The following is a 17,798-nucleotide window of genomic DNA, read 5'->3' as shown; positions in this document are numbered from 1 at the left end:
CCCCCCCGCCGCGCGCCGGCCGCCGGGGAAGGGCGGAGCGGCGGTCGGCAGGGTGCTGCGGGCCGGGACCGGGGCCGGGGCGGCGGTCGGGGGAAGCCGCCGGGAGGAAGGCGGGGCGGCGGTTCGCTGAGGTCGAGGAGGGGGCGGATCGCCGATCCGCCCTCGCCCGACAAGAAGCCGGCCCCCGCTCAGCCCGCTGAGCCCGCCCCGCCGTCGCGCCCATGGCGCCGGCGGACCGCGATGGGGCTCCCCGCGCTCCAGAAGGAACCGATGACGCCGACGACCACGAGTGCGACGATCACGATGCCGAGGATCACGCTGTAGGCCATCCCTGAGCCTCCTCGTTTCCGCGCGGTCTTCACCGCACCCTCACGTTCGCTGCCTGATTGTGACCTTCCCTTTGCCCGGCGTTTCCAACCCATTGCCCCGGGAGCGGAGTTCGGCCCACTCCCGGCCGGGGTGACCGTACGACTGTCGGACCGGCGAGCGGGCGACCAGGTGCGGGTACGACCCGACGTTCGCCCGTACGGCCCCTGCCGGCGCGTGCCTCACGCCGACCCGCGCACCACCAGCCGCGTCGGCGTCACGATCGACGACAGCGCCGGCACTCCCGGTGCCCCCTGCGCCGGGGGTTCCAGGGCGCGCAGCAGGAGGTGGGCCATCAGGCGGCCCATCTCCTCGATGTCCTGGCGGATCGTGGTCAGCGGCGGGTCGGTCCAGTCGGCGACCGAGACGATGTCGTCGAAGCCGACCACCGCCACGTCCTCCGGTACCCGGCGGCCCCGCTGCCGCAGCACCCGCAGCGCGCCCGAGGCCATCACGTCCGACGCGGCGAACACCGCGTCCAGGTCCGGGCAGCGCTCCAGCAGTTCGGCCATGGCCCGCGCGCCGCCCTCCGGGGTGAAGTCGCCCTCGGCGATCAGCTGCGGGTCGGTCTCCGGCAGGACGTCGCGGAAACCGTCGAGGCGGTCCACCGAGGCGGTCTGGTCCAGCGGGCCCGCGATGTGCGCGACGCGCCGGCGGCCGAGGCCCAGGAGGTGGTGCACGGCCTCCCGCGCGCCACCCCGGTTGTCGCAGTCCACGTACAGCGTCTCGCCGTCCGACCAGCCGGGACGGCCGCCGATCACGGTCGGCACCCCGGCCCGGCGGGCGAGCACCGGGAGCGAGTCGTCCGCGTGCAGGGAGAAGATCAGAGCGCCGTCCACGTGGCCGCCCGCCAGATAGCGGCCGACCCGCGCGTAGTCCGCCGCGCCCTCGGTCAGCAGCAGCACCAACTGGTTGTCGTGCGCGGTCAGTTCCCGGCTGATGCCGCGCACCTGCTGGGCGAAGAAGGGGTCGGAGAAGAAACGGGTCTCCGGCTCGGCGACCACCACCGCGATCGCGTCGTTCCGCCGGGTGACCAGGGTGCGGGCGGCCTGGTTGGGCACGTAACCCAGTTCGTCGACCGCCCGCCTGACCCGTTCCACCAGTGGCGCCCGTACGCCCTCGCCGCCGTTGACCACCCGGGAAGCGGTCGCCCGCGACACCCCGGCCCGCGCCGCGACGGCCTCCAGTGTGGGACGGGGCGCGAAGCTCGGTTCGGACACAGGAGGGCTCCTTCGCGAGCTGATCACACATATGCGGCGGCCAAGGCGATACGCACAGCGTATCGGTTCACCGGCCCTCGCGTGAGAGCGCTCTCTGAATGTGGTCCCAGCGCGCCGCGTCAGCCAGGGTTCCCCCGTCGCGACGCCCGGCACGGCACCTCGCGGTGTTGCCGCATCGACCGAGCAGGACGGCGAGGCCGGTGCGGCGCCTTGCGACGCGCCGCACCGGACGCCGCTCCTTGACGGGCGAACCTGGACCGACGCGTCACCAGCCCTCCAGGCCCCAACTGATGATCTTGTACGGCCGGATTCTGATCAGCTCCTCGCTGAGACGGGCGCCGTGGGTGTGCGGGCCCACGACCTGCTCGGCGGTCCCGCGGATCTCGACGCCCCTGACCCTCCAGGGGTTCGTGCTCGCGAGGTCGTCCACGACCAGGGAGACGTAGCGGTCGGCGGCGATGTTGCGCCACTTCTTCGTGCTGCCCATCGCCCGGCCGCCGATGTCCACGGTGCCGTCCTCGCGAAGGAAGTAGCCCACCGGGTTGGCCTGCGGGCGGCCCTCGGCGTCCACCGTCGCCAGTCGGCCCAGCCGCCGGCCGCGCAGGTAGGCGAGCTCGGCCTCGTTGAGTTCGGTGCGTCGGCTCTCCGGCCTGTCGGTCGTCATACCGCCACCCTCACACGCCACGGCCCGGCCGGCATCGGACGATGGACCCAACCCGCGTCCTGCGCCTCCGGACCGGTACGGCTCAGCCCGCCACCACCGCGCCCAGCCACGTCCCCGCGACCAGCAGGCACGCCATCAGCTCCACCAGCACGGAACCGCCCACCGCCCGCATCGCCCGCCGGGTCGCGGCCCAGGCGGCACGGTGGCCGCCACCCAGCCGGACCCGCTCCGTCACGTAGATCGTCCCGACGAAGCCGAGCACCGCGCCCACCACCGGCAGCAGCGCGAAACCCGCGACGGCCACCCCGCTCGCGGTCAGCACGGTCCGCCAGGACATGCCCGAGTCGCGGATCCGGCGGGGCGGCAGCAACCACACCAGGACCTGCGCGACGGCCAGCAGAACGGTCGCGCCTGCCAGTACACCCCAGGTCAGGCTGGTGTGCTCCAGAGTCGCCCACCACAGCACGGCCGCCCAGCACAACAGCGTCCCGGGTACGCCGGGTGCCGGCACGCCGAGGAGGCCGAGCAGCATCACCGCGCCGATCAGGCACGCCTGTGCGGTCCCCATGAGGCCCACCCTGCCCGAATCCCGCCGCGCCCGCCGCCCGGGCGGGATCATCGCAGCCGGGGCGTTACCCGGCCGCGCGGACGGTGCGGCGTACGGGTCGGGCATCCGGCGACGCGTCGGGACACGCGCGCGCTCACCCGTCGGTACGGGCCACCCAGCCGCGCTCGTACGCGTGCCAGCCCAGTTGCAGGCGGGTCGTCACACCGGCTATCTCCATCAGGCGCTTCACCCGGCGCTGCACGGTCCGCAGGCCCAGATCGAGCTGTTTGGCGGCGGAGGCATCGGTCAGACCGGCGAGCAGCAGGGAAAGGATCTGCAGGTCGGTGGCGTCCGGCTGCTCCGGGTCGTCCTCGATGAAGGTGCCGGCGGCGCCGTCCAGGCGCAGTGGCATCGCCTGCCGCCACACCTCCTCGAACAGCCCCATCAGCGATTCCAGCAGGCCGCTGGCGTGCACGACCAGCGCCGCGGGCTGCGCGAGGCGGCGGGTCAGCGGCACCATCGCGAGGGTGCGGTCGGCGACCACGAGCTTGGTCGGGACCCGGTCCACCACCCTTACCCGCTCGTTGCGGCCGAGCGCGGCGGACAGTTCGGTCAGGCCGTTCGGGCCGGTCAGCGCGGAACGCTCCAGCACCACCCGGTACGCGACCCCGCGCTGGGCTGCCTCCTGCTCGGCGTCGTTCTCCAGGCCCGTGACGGCCACGGGCTTCTCCGTGACCAGGGCGCACACCTCGCTCTCCGCGCCGAACTGGATCTGGCGGAAACGCTGGGCCACCGCGCCCGCGCCGGTCACCACCTCGACCAGGTCGTGCACCGCGGGTTCGGTGGCCTGCGCGCGGAACTCGGTGGCCAGGACGGCCGCGGCCAGCTCGGCCTGCTCCAGTTCGTGCCGCTGACGGGTGAGCAGGGCGGACAGGGCGATGCCCGGCGGGGCGGCCACCCAGCGGCCGGGCCGGGCCGAGGACTGCGCGACCAGACCGTGCCCCTCCAGGCGGCGCAGCACCCGGCCCGCGTCCTCCTCCGGCAGGCCCAGGCGGTGCGACAGGTCCCCCACCTCCGCCGCGCCGAGGCCCACCAGGGCGCGGTACGCGGCCTCCTGTACTTCGTCCAGACCGATGGCGCCGAGCAACGAAGCCCCCCTCGTCTTCCTGCGTTCGTACCTTGTACGTACCTGGTCCTGGATCCGTACGGGCGGTGTGCGGTGGCGGAAATGAGCCACGGCGGTTTTCCGCCGCCGTCATCTTCCCTTCCTCCGGGCGCCCTCTGCCAGGGTGATCCGCGCCGCATTCGCGATCCGCCGGGGAGATCGCGAATGCGGCCGGCGTCGGGGGCCCCGCGCGGGGGACGGGGCCGGCCCCGGCGAAATCACGTTTCCCCGTGGCCCGGGCGGTGGACAATAGGGGCATGAGCCAGCAGGGGGACTCGCGCCCCAGCCAAGAGGACGACTGGTGGCGGCAGTTGTACGAGGAGGAAGCTGCCGCCGGGTCCGCGCCCGAGGGGGCGGGAGGTACGTCACGGGCCCCGGCGGGCGGTCCGTCGGAGGGGGCCGGTGAGGCTACGGCGGAGGGGTCCGCGCGGCGTACGCCCACCGGCGGTCCGCGCGCCGCGTACGACCCGCTCGACGCGCACTTCGACTCCGCCCTGAACGCGATGTCCCCGCCGCCCCCGCCCCGCGCGGAAACGCTGCGCCTGCGCCGCCCGACCCCGCCGCCTCCGCCCCCGTCCTGGCCCCGGCCGACCCGTCCCGGGGCCGCGCCACGGGTGGTTCCGCCGCGGGCCGAGGAAGGGGGTGCCGCCGAGGAGCCGGTGGTGGAGCCGTCCCTCCCGGTGCAGGCAGCCACCTCGCCGAACGCCGACCCCGGGCCGTCGCCCTGGGAGGACCCCTGGTCGGCCCCGCCCACCTTCGCCGAACCGCCGGCCGCGGCGGCGGACGAGGCGGCGGATGGGGTGGCGGATGAGGCGGAGAGGGTGCCGCACGTGCCGGCTCCGGCCTCTGCCCCGGAGCCCTGGGTGCCGCCGGCCGCGGGTCCCGCCGCACCTGCGGAGGACGATGTGCCGTCGGTCGCACCGCCCCCGCACGAAGGAGTGCCGCCGGCCCGGACGCAGGCCCCGGAGACGGCGGTGCCGGGGTCCTCCGCGGCGTGGCCGTGGGACCTGTGGTCGGCCGAGCCCGCGTTCGGGCCGCCGGAGGGGCAGCGGGACGAGGCCGAGGGAGAGGAAGCGCCGCGGAGTCGTACGCAGCCGCCTCCGGCTCAGCCCTGGGACGCCTGGGTGGCCCCCCGCCCGCAGGCGCCCGCGGTCGGTTCCGCCCCCACGGCCCCCTCCTCCGCCGAGCAGTGGGGTACCCCGGACCCCGCTGCGCTGCCGCCGACCCCACCCGCGCCCCCGCCCGCATCGGACCCTGGGCCGGTGCCTCCGGCTGTGTCAAGCCCCGAGTTCGTCTCTCCGGTCGTGTCGGGTCCTGAGCCGGTGCCCCCGCCCGTATCGGACCTTGAACCGGCGCCTCCTGTCGTATCGGACCCTGGGCCGGCGCCTCCGCCTGTATGGGGCCCTGAGCCGGTGCCTCCCGTCGTGTCGGGTCCTGAGCCCGTGCCTCCGGCGGTGTCGGACCCCGAGTCGGCGCTTCCGCCCGTATCGGACCTTGAGCCGGTGCCTCCCGTCGTGTCGGGTCCTGAGCCGGTGCCTCTGTCTCTGGCTGTGTCGGGACCCGAGTTGGTGTCTCCGGTCGCGTCGGACCCCGAGTCGGCGCTTCCGCCCGTATCGGACCCTGGGCCGGCGACTCCGCCCGTGTCGGGCCCCGAGCCGACGCCTCCCGCCGGGCAACCCAGCCACCCCAAGCCCGCGTACGAGCCGCCCGCCGATCCCCGTGCTCCCGCGTCGGGGACTTCGACCATCCCCACGCCGGACGCCCCGCCACCGCCCCGGCCCGGAACCGCACCCGTGGCCGGACCGGAACGCCCGCGGGCGACCGGGCCCGCGTCCGACTCCCCGTTCGGCTCCGCGCCGGCAGCGCGCCCCGCACCCGCAGCGGCCCCCACCCCCGTCACGCCCCCCACCACCGCACCCGGTGTCTCGTGGGGCGAGACCACCTTCACGGAAGGCGAGGTGCGGTGGGCGCCGGAGTTGCCGCCGGGATGGGTGCCGGCCGAGGAGGAGGTGGGGGAGCCGGAGGTGGTGGGCGGTGGGCCGCCGACGTACGAGGCGGAGCCGACCGCGTGGCCGGAGGCCGATCCGGAGGAGCCGGCCGGACTGGTACCGGACACCGTGCTGGACGGGGCCTCGTACGGGCGGCTCACGGTGCGGACCGTGGCGATCAGGGGGGACTCCGCGCGGTATCGCGGGCAGCCCCGCAGGGACGCGTTGCTGACCGCGCGGTTCGGGTCGGGGGACGCGGCGGTGCTGCTGGTGGCGACGGCGAGCGGCGCGCGGGCGGCCGACGACGCGCACCGGGCGGCGCACGACGCCGTGCGGTGGATCGCGGGCGCGGTCGGCAGTAGCCGGGCCCGGCTCGCGGACGACCTGCGGGCCGGCCGCCGGGCCGCGCTGAAGAGCGGGCTGCACCGGTTGACCGACCGCTGTTACGGCAGGCTCCGGGCGCGGGGCGAGGACCTGGGGCTGGACGAGGGCACGTACACCGCGTCACTGCGCTGCCTGCTGCTGCCCGCCGACCCCGAGTGCCGTATCCGGCTGTTCTTCGGCGTCGGGGAGGGTGGGTTGTTCCGGATCAGGGACGGGGCCTGGCAGGACCTCGAGCTCGCTCCCGACGAGGCGTCCGCGCCGTTCCGGTTCCGGGCGACCGTCGCCCAGCCGGGTGACGCACTGGTGATGTGCAGCCCGGGGCTGGCCGACCCGCTGCGCGGCGAACCGGGGTTGGCCGCGCATCTGGCCACCCGCTGGGGCGCCGGCAGGGTGCCGGGCCTGGCCGCGTATCTCGCCGACGCGCAGACCCGCGTCAAGGGGTACGCGGACGACCGTACGGCGGTGACCATCTGGGACGCCTGACCGTGCGGGACGGGTGACGTTCCGCCAGCCGCCGCCGGGATGCCTGACCGCCCGTGCCGTGAGGAGACGGGTAGGTGGCGAAGCAGACCGTGGCCGAGCAGTTCATCGACGTTCTGGTACGCGCAAGCGTACGGCGCCTGCACGGAGCGGTGGGCGACAGCCTCAACCCGGTGGTGGACGCCGTGCGATGGTCCAGGCCGCCCGCACCGGTCTGCGCAACGTGCCGGACTCATAAGGGAGTTGATTGGCCGGGCGGGCCGAAATCCCGCAGGACTGGACGCGACCGGTGGTGGGCATTCCTTTCCGCAGGAGAAACTCGCGGAACGGGGGAAGCAGACGGACATCACCGGGCACAGACTGCGGCAGGCGGTACGGCGGGCCGACCTTCCCGCCGTGGCCGAGACACGCGCGCTGCTACGGGAGCACTTGCGGCTGTGGGGCGTACCGGTCCTGGTGGACACGGCGGAACTGCTCGCCACCGAACTCCTCACCAACGCGCTTCAGCACACCGGCGGCGGCGCCGTCCTCACCGCGACCCTCTCGCCGGGCCCGGCGCACCGGCTGCGGGTCGAGGTCCGGGACTCGTCCGCCCGCCGGCCCGCCGGCCGGACGAACGAGACGGACGGCGAGTACGGTACCTCGGGTCGCGGACTGCTGCTGGTCCAGGCGCTCGCCGACTCCTGGGGCGTGTACGCGCGGGGGAGCGGCAAGGTGATCTGGTTCGAACTGGCCGTGAAGACGGCATGACCGCCGGGGACGTGATGTCCCGCGGCGGTCACCGTGCGTCAGAGGCCGGTCGGTCAGCCGAACTGCCGCTCCATCTCCTCCAGTTTGCGCTCCAGCGAGTCCAGCCGCGGCAGCGTCAGCGTGTCGTCCTCGGCCGTCAGGTCGATGGTGAACGGCTTCGCCTCCTCGCCGCGCACCGGCTGGAGCGCCGGGCGCGCCCGGGACGGCAGTTCGGCGGCCGGGATCTCCGCCGCTATGGCAGGCTCCGATGCGGCCGGGCCGCCGATTCCGGCGGCGCTCGCAGCGGGCAGCTCCACCTGGCGGCCGCCCCGGCCGCCCCGCGGCCACGTGCGGTGCTGCCGGGTGAGCGCCTTGATCTTGGCGCGTTCCATCCGGGCGTGGTCGCGTCGCCGCAGCGTGTTCTGCTCGCGCTGCCGCCGGTCCTCGCGGACCTCCTCCACCGCCTCGTCCAGCGTGCGCACGCCCTCCAGCAGCATCAGCGACCAGGCGGCGTACGTCTCGCGGGGCGCCCGCAGCCAGCGGACCATGCGGATCTGCGGCAGCGGACGCGGCACCAGGCCCTGCTCGCGCAGCGCCGCCCGGCGGGTCTGCTTCAGCGCCCGGTCGAAGAGCACGGCGGCCGACAGGGACATGCCGGCGAAGAACTGCGGGGCACCCGCGTGGTCCACCCCGCGCGGCGCGTGCACCCAGTTGAACCAGGCCGCGGCGCCCGCGAACAACCACACCAGCATGCGCGAGCCGAGCGCCGCGTCGCCGTGGCTGGCCTCCCGCACCGCCAGCACGGAGCAGAACATGGCCGCGCCGTCCAGGCCGAACGGCACCAGGTACTCCCAGCCGCCGCTCAGATTGAGGTTCTGCCGGCCGAAGCCGACCAGGCCGTGGAAGGAGAGCGCGGCGGCCACCGCGGCGCAGCAGAACAGCAGGACGTACGAGGCGATTCCGTAGATCGCCTCCTTGCGGCGGCGGCGCTCCTCGCTGCGCTCCCACGAATCGGCCTGCGCGCTGTTCCGCTCGTTCGCGCGCCTGTTGCGGACCACGACGACGCAGGCCGCGAGAACGACCAGGCCGACGGCGAACGAGAGCACCCAGTCCAGCGATATGTCGGTAAGTCTCATGTGCGATTCCTCGTGTCGCTTCCGTCGCGCTCGGGCCGCGGGACGGCGTACGGCCCACATCTTCGCGAAGAGCGCGGATAGGTGCAGACGTTGTGGCACAAGAGCACGCGTACGGATGGCGTACTCGAACTCCCGTGCAACAAAGGCTGGTTGAGCGATCGTAGCGTGACTCGGTCAGGCCGCGGACGCCCGGCCGCCGATACGGGCCGCGGGCAGGGCTCGCGGGCAGCCCGTACACCCGCCGCCGGGGCTCACCGTGTAGAACAGGCAACAGGTCAGACGGGAGCGTGACGGGTCGTCACATCCGGTCGCGGCGGGCGGGCCGGGCGGACGGAAACCGGCTCCGCCGGCGTAGGGCGCCGTGTCGCCCGGCAGCAGCGCGGCCAGCTCGGCGACCGCGCGCGGCTCCTCGCCCAGCAACCGCCCGACGTACCAGAGTCCTTCGGTGACCTCGTCGGTCGCCATGCCCCACAGGGCGCGCGGGCCGCGGCGCACGAGCGGCCGGAACGCCTCGAGCACCGGCGCCGCGTGTTCGGCGAGCGCGGCCCGCAACTCCTCGCGCAGGGCTGCCTCGGTGGGTACGGTCCGGGCGCCCGGCAGGCGGGCCGCCGGGTCGTCGGGCAGGCAGCAGAACGACGCCGGGCGTACGGTCATCCGGCCGGCGGCGCGGTGGAAGGAGACGTCGGTCACCGGCAGGCGCGGCACCCGGCGGCGCAGGAACCAGGGGACCGTGAAGAGCAGGCAGGCCGGCCACAGGTAGCGGTGCAGGCCGAGAGTGGCGGCCACGTCGGAGCGCGGCGGGCGGCCGTGGTCCCGTACCACCTGGGCCGCGTCCCACGCCACGAAGGCGTCGACAGCGGCGCCGCCCCGCGCCAGGTCGTGCGCGGCCACCCAGCCTCCGCCGGAGCGGGGAGCGGCGACGGTCACCCGCAGCGCGGGGTGGACGGCGGTCAGCCGGGTGTACGAGGAGCTGATCACTGGCATGGTAAGGCTTACCTTAGCGGCGGCGGGCGGGGTTTAACCTAACGGCAGTGCGCCGGCCGGGTGACGGGGGCGCGCGGATCTTTCCGGAGGAAACGTTCCGGCGGAAATGTTCCGGCCGAGATGTACCAGCCACGAGGGAAGGAACCGGTGAACCGGTGAACCGGGGGGAGCGAGCCGCACAGACACGGGTGCCCGAGCGGCTGTCGGTGCGGGACCAGGTGCTCGGCGCGCTGCGGGGTGCGATCGTCAGCGGGGAGCTCAGCCCCGGTTCGGTGCACTCGGCGCCGGCCCTGGCCGGACGGTACGGCGTCTCGGCGACGCCCGTGCGGGAGGCGATGCAGTCGCTCGCCCGGGAGGGCGCGGTGGAGGTGCTGCCGAACCGGGGGTTCCGGATCGCCGAGCGGTCCGCCCGTGACCTCGCCGAGCTCGCGGAGGTGCGGGCGCTGCTGGAGGTGCCGGTCGTGCTCGCCCTGGCCCGCACGGTGCCCTCGGAGCGCTGGGAGGGCCTGCGCCCGCTCGCGGACGCCACCGTCGCGGTGGCGGCGCGCGGCGACCGGGCCGCGTACGCGGAGTCGGACCGGGCCTTCCACCGGGCACTGCTCGAACTCTCCGGCAACCTCCAGCTCGTCTCGGTGGCCGACGAACTGCACCGCCGCGCGCAGGCGCCGTCGGTGGTGAGCGGGAAAGTCGGGGCGCGCCCGGCGGCGCTGCTCGCCGACGCGACGGAACACAGCGTTCTGCTGGAGGCGCTGGTCGCCGGGGACCTTCTCACGGTGGAGGCGCTGGCCCGCGAGCATGTCTTGGGGCTGGCCGGGGGGTGAGGGGCCCGGCGGTCGGGGGACGCGGCCTTCGAGCTCACGGTGGAGGCGCTGGCCCGCGAGCATGTCTTGGGTCCCCCGGTGGTGAGGGGCCCGGCGGTCGGGGGACGCGGCCTTTCGTCCCCGGTCTCGGCGCGGCGCCGGGGGGCCGTCCCCCTGCCTTCCCCCACCTGCCCGACCGCCCCTCCCCGTGCCGCCTGCGGCCGGAAGGGCTTCCGTCCGACGGCCCGCCCCCGGGCCGTTACGCGGAGAACGTCGTGGCCAGCCAGGCCGGGACGCCGCCGAGCAGTTCGTAGAGGCGGGCGGCCTCGGTGCGCAGGCGGGTGGCCTCCGGGCCCGGTTCGAGGTCCGCGAGGGCGAGGAGCGCGGGGGCGGTGCCCACCAGGTGGCCGAGGGAGACACGCAGGCGGAGGGATTCGGCGAAGCCGTGGCGGGCTTCGGCGAGGTCGCCGTCGGCCGCGGCGAGGCCGGCGAGGTGGCGCCAGGTGAAGGAGGTGAGGAAGGTGTCGCCGTGCGCCACGGCTCCGGCGTGGGCCCGGCGGTAGGCGGCGCGAGCGGCGGCCGGGTTCCCGGCGATGTTCTCGGCGACGAGCCCGCGGCGGAAGTCCAGCAGAGGCCGTCCGGGGGAGCCCGGGGAGAGCAGCGCGGCGCTGCGCCCGAACGCGGACCGCGCCTCGTCCGCCCGGTCCCGTACCGAGAACAGGGTGGCGCCGTACGCCAGATACCCCCGCTCCGAGGCCGCGGCCCCCCGCTCCTCGTCGGTGCCGGCCAGCGCTTCCGCCGTACGGAGCGCGTCCTCCGCCTCCGCCCACCCCTCGAGCTGGTAGAAGCACGCTTCGACCAGCAGTTCCGCCCTGCGCAGCGCGGCCCCGGCGTCGTCGGCGCAGAAGGGCGCGAGCAGTGCCGCCGCCTCTGCCCAGCAGCCGCGTGCCCGCAGCCGCCATACGTCGGGTAGTCCGACCACCGAATCAGGCAGGACGGTGTCCGCCACAGCTTCCCCCCAAGCGCGTCGTCGAGCCAGTGAGCATGTGTGTGAATGGCGGAAGTCCAACACGGCGGAGGGGCCCCCGCCAAGGGGGCGGAAGATCAAATCTCGTGAACGTGATCACAAACCGGCCGCCCCGCGTCGCTCATCCGCAGCGCCAGGCGGCCGCCCCGCGTCAGCTCATCCGCAGCGCCAGGTAGAAGTCCAGCTTGTCCTCCAGCCGGGCCAGGTCCCGGCCCGTCAACTGCTCGATTCGCCCGATCCGGTACCGCAGCGTGTTGACGTGCAGATGCAGCCGGGTCGCGCACCGCGTCCACGACCCGTCGCAGTCGAGGAACGCCTCCAGGGTCGGAATGAGCTCGGCCCGGTGCCGCCGGTCGTACGCGCGCAGCGGGTCGAGCAGCCGCGCGGTGAACGCCCGGCGTACGTCGTCGGGTACGAAGGGCAGCAGCAGGACGTGGGAGGCCAGCTCCTCGTGACCGGCCACGCACACCCGGTCCGGACGGGCAGCGGCCACCCGGCGGGCATGCCTGGCCTCCTCCAGCGCCCCGCGCAGCCCCTCCGGCGAGTACACCGCCGCGCTGACGCCCACGGTGAGCCGCCCGTCCTCACCGAGCCCCCGGCCCAGCGGCCGACGCAGCACCTCCTGGAGCCGCTCGGCCCGCCACGGCTGCGGGGCGGCGCCCTCCGCCGCGACCGGCAGCGGCACCAGTGCGACCGCCTCCTCCTCGGCGTACGCGACCGCGATCCGGTCCGCCGCCTCCGGCCCCGGCTCCGCGGGGTCGGCCAGCGTCTCCTCAAGCAGCGCCTGCGTCGCCGGCCCCGGCTCCCCGCAGCCCGCCCACTCCACCCGGGCCACCACGATCTGCCAGTACGGCGTGCCGCCCGCGCCGGGCACCAGCACCGGCGCCGCCGCCCGCAGCCGGGCCCCGATCTCGGCCGGCGCGGCGCCGCCGCGTACCAGCTCGAAGACCTCTGCGGCCAGCCGCCGCCGTACCGCGCGTGCCGCCTCCCGCCGGTCCCGTTCTACCGCGATGAGCTGCGTGACGCCGTGCAGCAGGTCGAGCCGTTCGGCCGGCCAGTCCCCGGCGTCCGCCGCCACCGCGAGCAGCCAGTCGGACAGCACGGTGGTCCGTATGTCCGCGGTCTGGTCTCCCGCGCGGACCGGGAACAGCGAGTACGTGCGCCCGCCCTGCACGGTCACCCGGTAGGGCGCGGGCCAGGTGGTGCGGGCCGCGGCCTGCCCGGCGCCCGCCAGCTCGGTCCGTATCGGCGCCGGCAGCGGGTGCCGGGAGCCGCCGATCTCCCGACCGGTGGAGGACAGCACCCAGGCCCGCAGATCCAGGTCGCTGCCCAGCAGGTCGAGGACCGCGTCCGGGCCGCCGCCGGCCGGCCCGGACGACATCAGCCGCCGGTGCCGGTCCACCACGGCTGCCAGGTCCCCGGCCCGCTCCCCGGAGACCTGCCGCACCACGTACTCGGTGATGGTCGCGAACGCCACCTGCTCGTCCACCGCGAACAGCGGCAGCCGGTGGCGGGCGCATGCGGCCACCAGGTCGGGGGGGACCGCGCCCAGCTCCGCCTCACCGGCTGCGAGACCGGCCACCCCGGCGCCGGCCAGGATCCGTACGAAGGGCTCGGCGTCGGCGGGGTCGCGGCGCCAGGCGAGCCCGGTGAGCACCAGTTCGCCGCCGGACAGATAGCGGCTGGGGTCCCGTAGATCCGTGGTCATGACACTCCGGACCGTACGGTCCAGCTCGTCGGCGCCGCCCAGCAGCCGCAGGCCAAGAGTTTCGGTGTCCAGCAGTGCGCGCAGCCGCATCGTCGTTGCCTCGTCGTGAGCAGATATGTGGTCAGCGGCACCAAGATGACGGCCCGGCCGTTCCATCGGCGTTGCCGGTGGGATACCGCAATGTTTCCAAACCCGTCTTTTCAGAGGAATCTACAAGACGTGGCGCCTGGCCAGCCAATCCCTTCATGTTTTCGGTGACTGCACCTGGATGCCCCGGTGGCCTTGTAATGAGTACATACCGTGTGCATTGCTCAAAGGAGGACCCCTCCACCGAGCACCGCTCCCGAGCCCGGCCCCGGCCCGAGAACCCGAGAAGAGACGACCCGATGGAATTCCTCCGCCCCGCAAGCTGGCAGGAGGCGCTCGCCGCCAAGGCCGAGCACCCCGCCGCTGTGCCGATCGCGGGTGGCACGGACGTGATGGTGGAGATCAACTTCGACCACCGCCGGCCCGCGCACCTGCTGGACCTGAACCGTATCGGCGAACTCCAGGAGTGGGAATCGGGCGCGGACACCGTACGGCTGGGCGCCTCGGTTCCGTACACCCGGATCATCGAGGAACTGGGCGCGGAGCTGCCGGGCCTGGCACTCGCCGCCCGCACCGTCGCCTCCCCGCAGATCCGCAACCGCGGCGGCGTCGGCGGCAACCTCGGCACCGCCTCCCCGGCAGGGGACTCCCACCCCGCGCTGCTCGCGGGCGGCGGCGAGGTCGAGGCGGTCTCCGTCCGCGGCACCCGCATGATCCCGGTCGACGCGTTCTACACCGGCGTCAAGCGCAACGCCCTCGCCCCCGACGAGCTGATCCGGGCCGTGCACCTGAAGAAGGCGACCGGGCCGCAGCAGTTCTCCAAGGTCGGCACGCGGAACGCGATGGTCATCGCGGTCTGCGCCTTCGGTGTCGCCCTGCACCCCGACACCCGCACGGTCCGTACCGGCATCGGCTCGGCCGCGCCCACCCCGATCCGCGCCACGGCCGCCGAGGAGTTCCTGACCGCGGCGCTGGACGAAGGCGGCTTCTGGGACAACGGGAAGATCGTCCCGCCGGCGGTGGCACGGCAGTTCGCCGACCTGGTGGCCGGCGCCGCCAGCCCGATCGACGACGTCCGCGGCAGCGCCTCGTACCGCCGGCACGCGCTGGGCGTACTGGCCCGCCGCACCCTCGGCTGGACCTGGCAGCAGTACCGCGGTCCGGAGGGCTGACGCCCGAGCTCCCGCAGTGGGCGGCCGAGGAACGAGGCGGTCCGCGGAGGGAGTGAGCAGGAGGCCCGACCAGGAACGGAGAGGGCTGACGCCCGAGCTCCCGCAGTGGGCGGCCGATGGGCCCCTTCTGCCCGATGGCGGGCGAGGAGGGAGAGGCGGTCCGCGGAGGGTGGGGGCACCTCCCGCCGAAGGCAGGGGGAAGCAGGAAGCCCGACCAAGTCAAGGAGAAGGAACACCAGATGCGCGTCAGTTTCACCGTCAACGGCCGCCCGCAGGAGGCCGACGACGTATGGGAGGGCGAGAGCCTGCTGTACGTCCTGCGCGAGCGGCTGGGTCTGCCCGGCTCCAAGAACGCCTGCGAGCAGGGCGAGTGCGGCTCCTGCACGGTCCGCCTGGACGGCGTGCCGGTCTGCTCCTGCCTGGTGGCCGCCGGGCAGGCGGAGGGCCGTGAGGTCGCCACCGTCGAGGGCCTGACCGGCGAGGACGGCGAACTGTCCGTCGTCCAGCAGGCGTTCGTGGACGCCGGGGCCGTCCAGTGCGGCTTCTGCACCCCGGGCCTGCTGGTCGCCACCGACGAGCTCCTGGAGCGCAATCCGTCGCCGACCGACGGCGACATCCGCGAGGCGCTGTCGGGCAACCTGTGCCGCTGCACCGGCTACGAGGCGATCCTCGACGCGGTACGGCTGGCCGCCGCCCGCACCGAGGGGGCGGTGTGACGATGAGCCCGCAGACGCCCGCCGGGACCCGCCGTACGCCCGGTACGCCGGGAACCCCCGTGGCCGCCACCGCCCCGGACCGCGCCCCCACCAGCCTCACCCAGGGCTCCACCACCAAGGGCGGCATCGGCGAGTCCACGCTGCGCCCGGACGGCATCCTCAAGGTCACCGGAGAGTTCGCGTACTCCTCCGACCTCTGGCACGAGGACATGCTGTGGGGCTACACGCTGCGCAGCACCGTCGCGCACGCCAGGATCGCCTCCATCGACACCGCCGAGGCGCTGGCCACCTCCGGCGTCTACGCCGTGCTCACCTACGACGACCTGCCCACCGAGGTGAGGCACTACGGCCTGGAGATCCGCGACACCCCGGTGCTCGCCCACGGCAAGGTCCGCCACCACGGCGAACCGGTCGCGCTGGTCGCCGCCGACCACCCCGAGACCGCCCGCCGCGCCGCCGCGAAGATCCGCGTCCGGTACGAGGAACTGCCCGTCGTCACCGACGAGGCGTCGGCCACCGCGCCCGGCGCGGTCCTGGTCCACGAGCACCGCGAGGACCATCACGCCGCCCACGTCCCGCACCCCAACATCCTGCACCGCCAGCCCGTCGTCCGCGGCGACGCCGCCGCGGCGGCCGAGCGGGCCGATGTGATCGTCACCGGCGACTACGTCTTCGGCATGCAGGACCAGGCGTTCCTCGGCCCGGAGTCGGGCCTCGCGGTGCCCGCCGAGGACGGCGGCGTCGACCTGTACGTGGCCACCCAGTGGCTCCACTCCGACCTGCGGCAGATCGCGCCGGTGCTGGGCCTGCCCGAGCACAAGGTGCGGATGACGCTGTCCGGCGTCGGCGGCGCCTTCGGCGGCCGGGAGGACCTGTCGATGCAGATCCACGGCTGCCTGCTGGCGCTGCGCACCGGCAAGCCGGTGAAGATCGTCTACGACCGCTTCGAGTCGTTCTTCGGCCATGTCCACCGCCACCCGGCCACACTGCACTACGAGCACGGCGCCACCCGTGACGGCAGGCTCACCCACGTCAAGGCCCGGATCGTGCTGGACGGCGGCGCGTACGCCTCCTCCTCCCCGGCCGTCGTCGGCAACGCCGCCTCGCTGTCGGTCGGCCCGTACGTGGTGGAGGACGTGGACGTCGAGGCGCTCGCCCTCTACACCAACAACCCGCCCTGCGGCGCGATGCGCGGCTTCGGCGCGGTCCAGGCGTGCTTCGCCTACGAGGCGCAGATGGACAAGCTCGCCGCCGGACTCGGCCTCGACCCGGTGGAGTTCCGGCAGCGCAACGCCATGGAACAGGGCACGATCATGCCCACCGGGCAGCGGGTGGACTCCCCGGCGCCCGTCGCCGAACTGCTGCGCCGCGTCAAGTCCCGCCCGCTGCCGCCGGACCGGCAGTGGGAGACCACCGAGGGCGCCGACCTGCGCGCCCTGCCCGGCGGCCTGTCCAACACCACGCACGGCGAAGGCGTGGTCCGCGGGGTCGGCTACGCGGTCGGCATCAAGAACGTCGGCTTCTCCGAGGGATTCGACGACTACTCCACCGCCCGGGTGCGGATGGAGGTCATCAACGGCGAACCGGTGGCGACCGTGCACACCGCGATGGCCGAGGTCGGCCAGGGCGGCGTCACCGTCCACGCGCAGATCGCCCGCTCCGAACTCGGCGTCACCCAGGTGACCATCCAGCCCGCCGACACCCGGGTCGGCTCCGCCGGCTCCACCTCCGCCTCCCGCCAGACGTACATGACCGGCGGCGCGGTGAAGAACACCTGCGAGGCGGTACGGGAGAAGGTCCTGGAGATCGGCCGCCGCAAGTTCGGTACATACCACCCGGCGTGGGCCACCGCCGAACTCCTGCTGGAGGGCGGCAAGGTCGTCACCGACGGCGGCGAGGCGCTGGCCGACGTGGCGGACGTGCTGGAGGACGAGGCCGTCGACATGGAGCTGGAGTTCCGGCACCGCCCGACCGAGCCGTTCGACCTGCGCACCGGCCAGGGCGACGGCCACGTCCAGTACAGCTTCGCCGCGCACCGGGCGGTGGTCGAGGTCGACACCGAACTCGGCCTGGTCAAGGTGGTCGAGCTGGCCTGCGCCCAGGATGTCGGCAAGGCGATCAACCCGCTGTCGGTGGTCGGCCAGATCCAGGGCGGCACCAACCAGGGCCTGGGCGTCGCGGTGATGGAGGAGATCCTCATCGACCCGAGGACCGCGAAGGTGCGCAACCCCTCCTTCACGGACTACCTCATCCCCACCATCCTCGACACGCCGAGCATCCCGGTCGACGTGCTGGAACTCGCCGACCAGCACGCGCCGTACGGGCTGCGGGGCGTCGGCGAGGCGCCCACCCTGTCCTCCACCCCCGCCGTGCTGGCCGCCATCCGGCAGGCGACCGGGCTGGAGCTGAACCGGACCCCGGTCCGGCCGGAACACCTGACCGGGACGTAGATCCCCCGCGGGCTCGCTGCGGGAGAAGGAGCACCTTCCGTCCGGAGCCAGGCTCCCGGGCCCTCCCGGGCCGGTTCCGGGAGCGAGTGCCGGATCCCCGCCCGGGGCAGGTCCGGGGCCTGCTCCCCGGGGGAGGCCCCGGCCCCCTGCTCGGGGGCGAGCCCCCGGACCCGCT

15 protein-coding genes are annotated in these 17,798 nt (G+C 74.5%); 6 read left to right on the top strand and 9 right to left on the bottom strand.

The window, feature by feature from the left end:
- Nucleotides 1-188: 188 nt before the first annotated feature.
- The 5 genes from VIW71_RS15125 to VIW71_RS15105 form a co-directional block, all read right to left on the bottom strand.
- Nucleotides 189-329, bottom strand: coding sequence for a hypothetical protein (locus VIW71_RS15125; protein ID WP_331622780.1), 141 nt, complete (start codon nt 327-329; stop codon nt 189-191).
- A gap of 219 nt (nt 330-548) precedes the next feature.
- Nucleotides 549-1,586 carry a LacI family DNA-binding transcriptional regulator gene (locus VIW71_RS15120; protein ID WP_331622779.1) on the bottom strand — a complete coding sequence of 346 codons (1,038 nt, stop codon included), beginning with the start codon at nt 1,584-1,586 and terminating at the stop codon, nt 549-551.
- Nucleotides 1,587-1,851: 265 nt separating this feature from the next.
- Nucleotides 1,852-2,250: a PPOX class F420-dependent oxidoreductase gene (locus VIW71_RS15115; protein ID WP_331622778.1), complete on the bottom strand. Its 399-nt coding sequence runs from the start codon at nt 2,248-2,250 to the stop codon at nt 1,852-1,854.
- A gap of 82 nt (nt 2,251-2,332) precedes the next feature.
- Nucleotides 2,333-2,818: a DUF456 domain-containing protein gene (locus VIW71_RS15110; RefSeq protein WP_331622777.1), complete on the bottom strand. Its 486-nt coding sequence runs from the start codon at nt 2,816-2,818 to the stop codon at nt 2,333-2,335.
- 133 nt (nt 2,819-2,951) lie between these two features.
- Nucleotides 2,952-3,944, bottom strand: coding sequence for a helix-turn-helix domain-containing protein (locus VIW71_RS15105; RefSeq protein WP_331622776.1), 993 nt, complete (start codon nt 3,942-3,944; stop codon nt 2,952-2,954).
- A gap of 1,811 nt (nt 3,945-5,755) precedes the next feature.
- On the opposite strand from VIW71_RS15105, the gene VIW71_RS15100 reads away from it, so the two are divergent.
- Both VIW71_RS15100 and VIW71_RS15095 read left to right on the top strand, forming a co-directional pair.
- Complete coding sequence (locus VIW71_RS15100; RefSeq protein ID WP_331622774.1) at nt 5,756-6,817, top strand: protein phosphatase 2C domain-containing protein; 1,062 nt, start codon at nt 5,756-5,758, stop codon at nt 6,815-6,817.
- A 393-nt stretch (nt 6,818-7,210) separates the two neighbouring features.
- Nucleotides 7,211-7,564 (top strand): ATP-binding protein, encoded by a 354-nt coding sequence (locus VIW71_RS15095; protein ID WP_331622773.1) that lies wholly within the window; start codon nt 7,211-7,213, stop codon nt 7,562-7,564.
- A 53-nt stretch (nt 7,565-7,617) separates the two neighbouring features.
- Here VIW71_RS15095 and VIW71_RS15090 read toward each other — a convergent pair whose 3' ends face one another.
- Nucleotides 7,618-8,679, bottom strand: a complete 1,062-nt coding sequence (locus VIW71_RS15090) for a DUF2637 domain-containing protein (RefSeq protein ID WP_331622772.1) — start codon at nt 8,677-8,679, stop codon at nt 7,618-7,620.
- A 174-nt stretch (nt 8,680-8,853) separates the two neighbouring features.
- Nucleotides 8,854-9,663, bottom strand: coding sequence for a (2Fe-2S)-binding protein (locus VIW71_RS15085; protein WP_331622771.1), 810 nt, complete (start codon nt 9,661-9,663; stop codon nt 8,854-8,856).
- Between the two features lie 77 nt (nt 9,664-9,740).
- On the opposite strand from VIW71_RS15085, the gene VIW71_RS15080 reads away from it, so the two are divergent.
- Nucleotides 9,741-10,484 carry a GntR family transcriptional regulator gene (locus VIW71_RS15080; protein WP_331622785.1) on the top strand — a complete coding sequence of 248 codons (744 nt, stop codon included), beginning with the start codon at nt 9,741-9,743 and terminating at the stop codon, nt 10,482-10,484.
- A gap of 238 nt (nt 10,485-10,722) precedes the next feature.
- On the opposite strand, the gene VIW71_RS15075 is transcribed toward VIW71_RS15080, so the two are convergent.
- Nucleotides 10,723-11,472 (bottom strand): hypothetical protein, encoded by a 750-nt coding sequence (locus VIW71_RS15075; RefSeq protein WP_331622770.1) that lies wholly within the window; start codon nt 11,470-11,472, stop codon nt 10,723-10,725.
- 169 nt (nt 11,473-11,641) lie between these two features.
- Entirely contained in the window at nt 11,642-13,288 is a 1,647-nt protein-coding gene (locus VIW71_RS15070) for a PucR family transcriptional regulator (RefSeq protein ID WP_331622769.1), read from the bottom strand.
- A 296-nt stretch (nt 13,289-13,584) separates the two neighbouring features.
- On the opposite strand from VIW71_RS15070, the gene VIW71_RS15065 reads away from it, so the two are divergent.
- The 3 genes from VIW71_RS15065 (at nt 13,585) to VIW71_RS15055 (ending at nt 17,623) form a co-directional block, all read left to right on the top strand.
- The gene (locus VIW71_RS15065; protein ID WP_331622767.1) at nt 13,585-14,457 is read left to right on the top strand and encodes an FAD binding domain-containing protein; all 873 of its coding nucleotides are present in this window, start codon (nt 13,585-13,587) and stop codon (nt 14,455-14,457) included.
- Between the two features lie 239 nt (nt 14,458-14,696).
- Nucleotides 14,697-15,173 carry a (2Fe-2S)-binding protein gene (locus tag VIW71_RS15060; RefSeq protein WP_331622766.1) on the top strand — a complete coding sequence of 159 codons (477 nt, stop codon included), beginning with the start codon at nt 14,697-14,699 and terminating at the stop codon, nt 15,171-15,173.
- Nucleotides 15,174-15,175: 2 nt separating this feature from the next.
- Nucleotides 15,176-17,623, top strand: a complete 2,448-nt coding sequence (locus VIW71_RS15055) for a xanthine dehydrogenase family protein molybdopterin-binding subunit (RefSeq protein WP_331622765.1) — start codon at nt 15,176-15,178, stop codon at nt 17,621-17,623.
- The last annotated feature ends 175 nt before the right edge of the window (nt 17,624-17,798 follow it).

Origin of the sequence: Streptomyces sp. (assembly GCF_036524955.1) — a bacterium.
In the GTDB taxonomy this organism is placed as follows: domain Bacteria; phylum Actinomycetota; class Actinomycetes; order Streptomycetales; family Streptomycetaceae; genus Actinacidiphila.
This window is presented reverse-complemented; position numbering and strand designations above follow the sequence as displayed.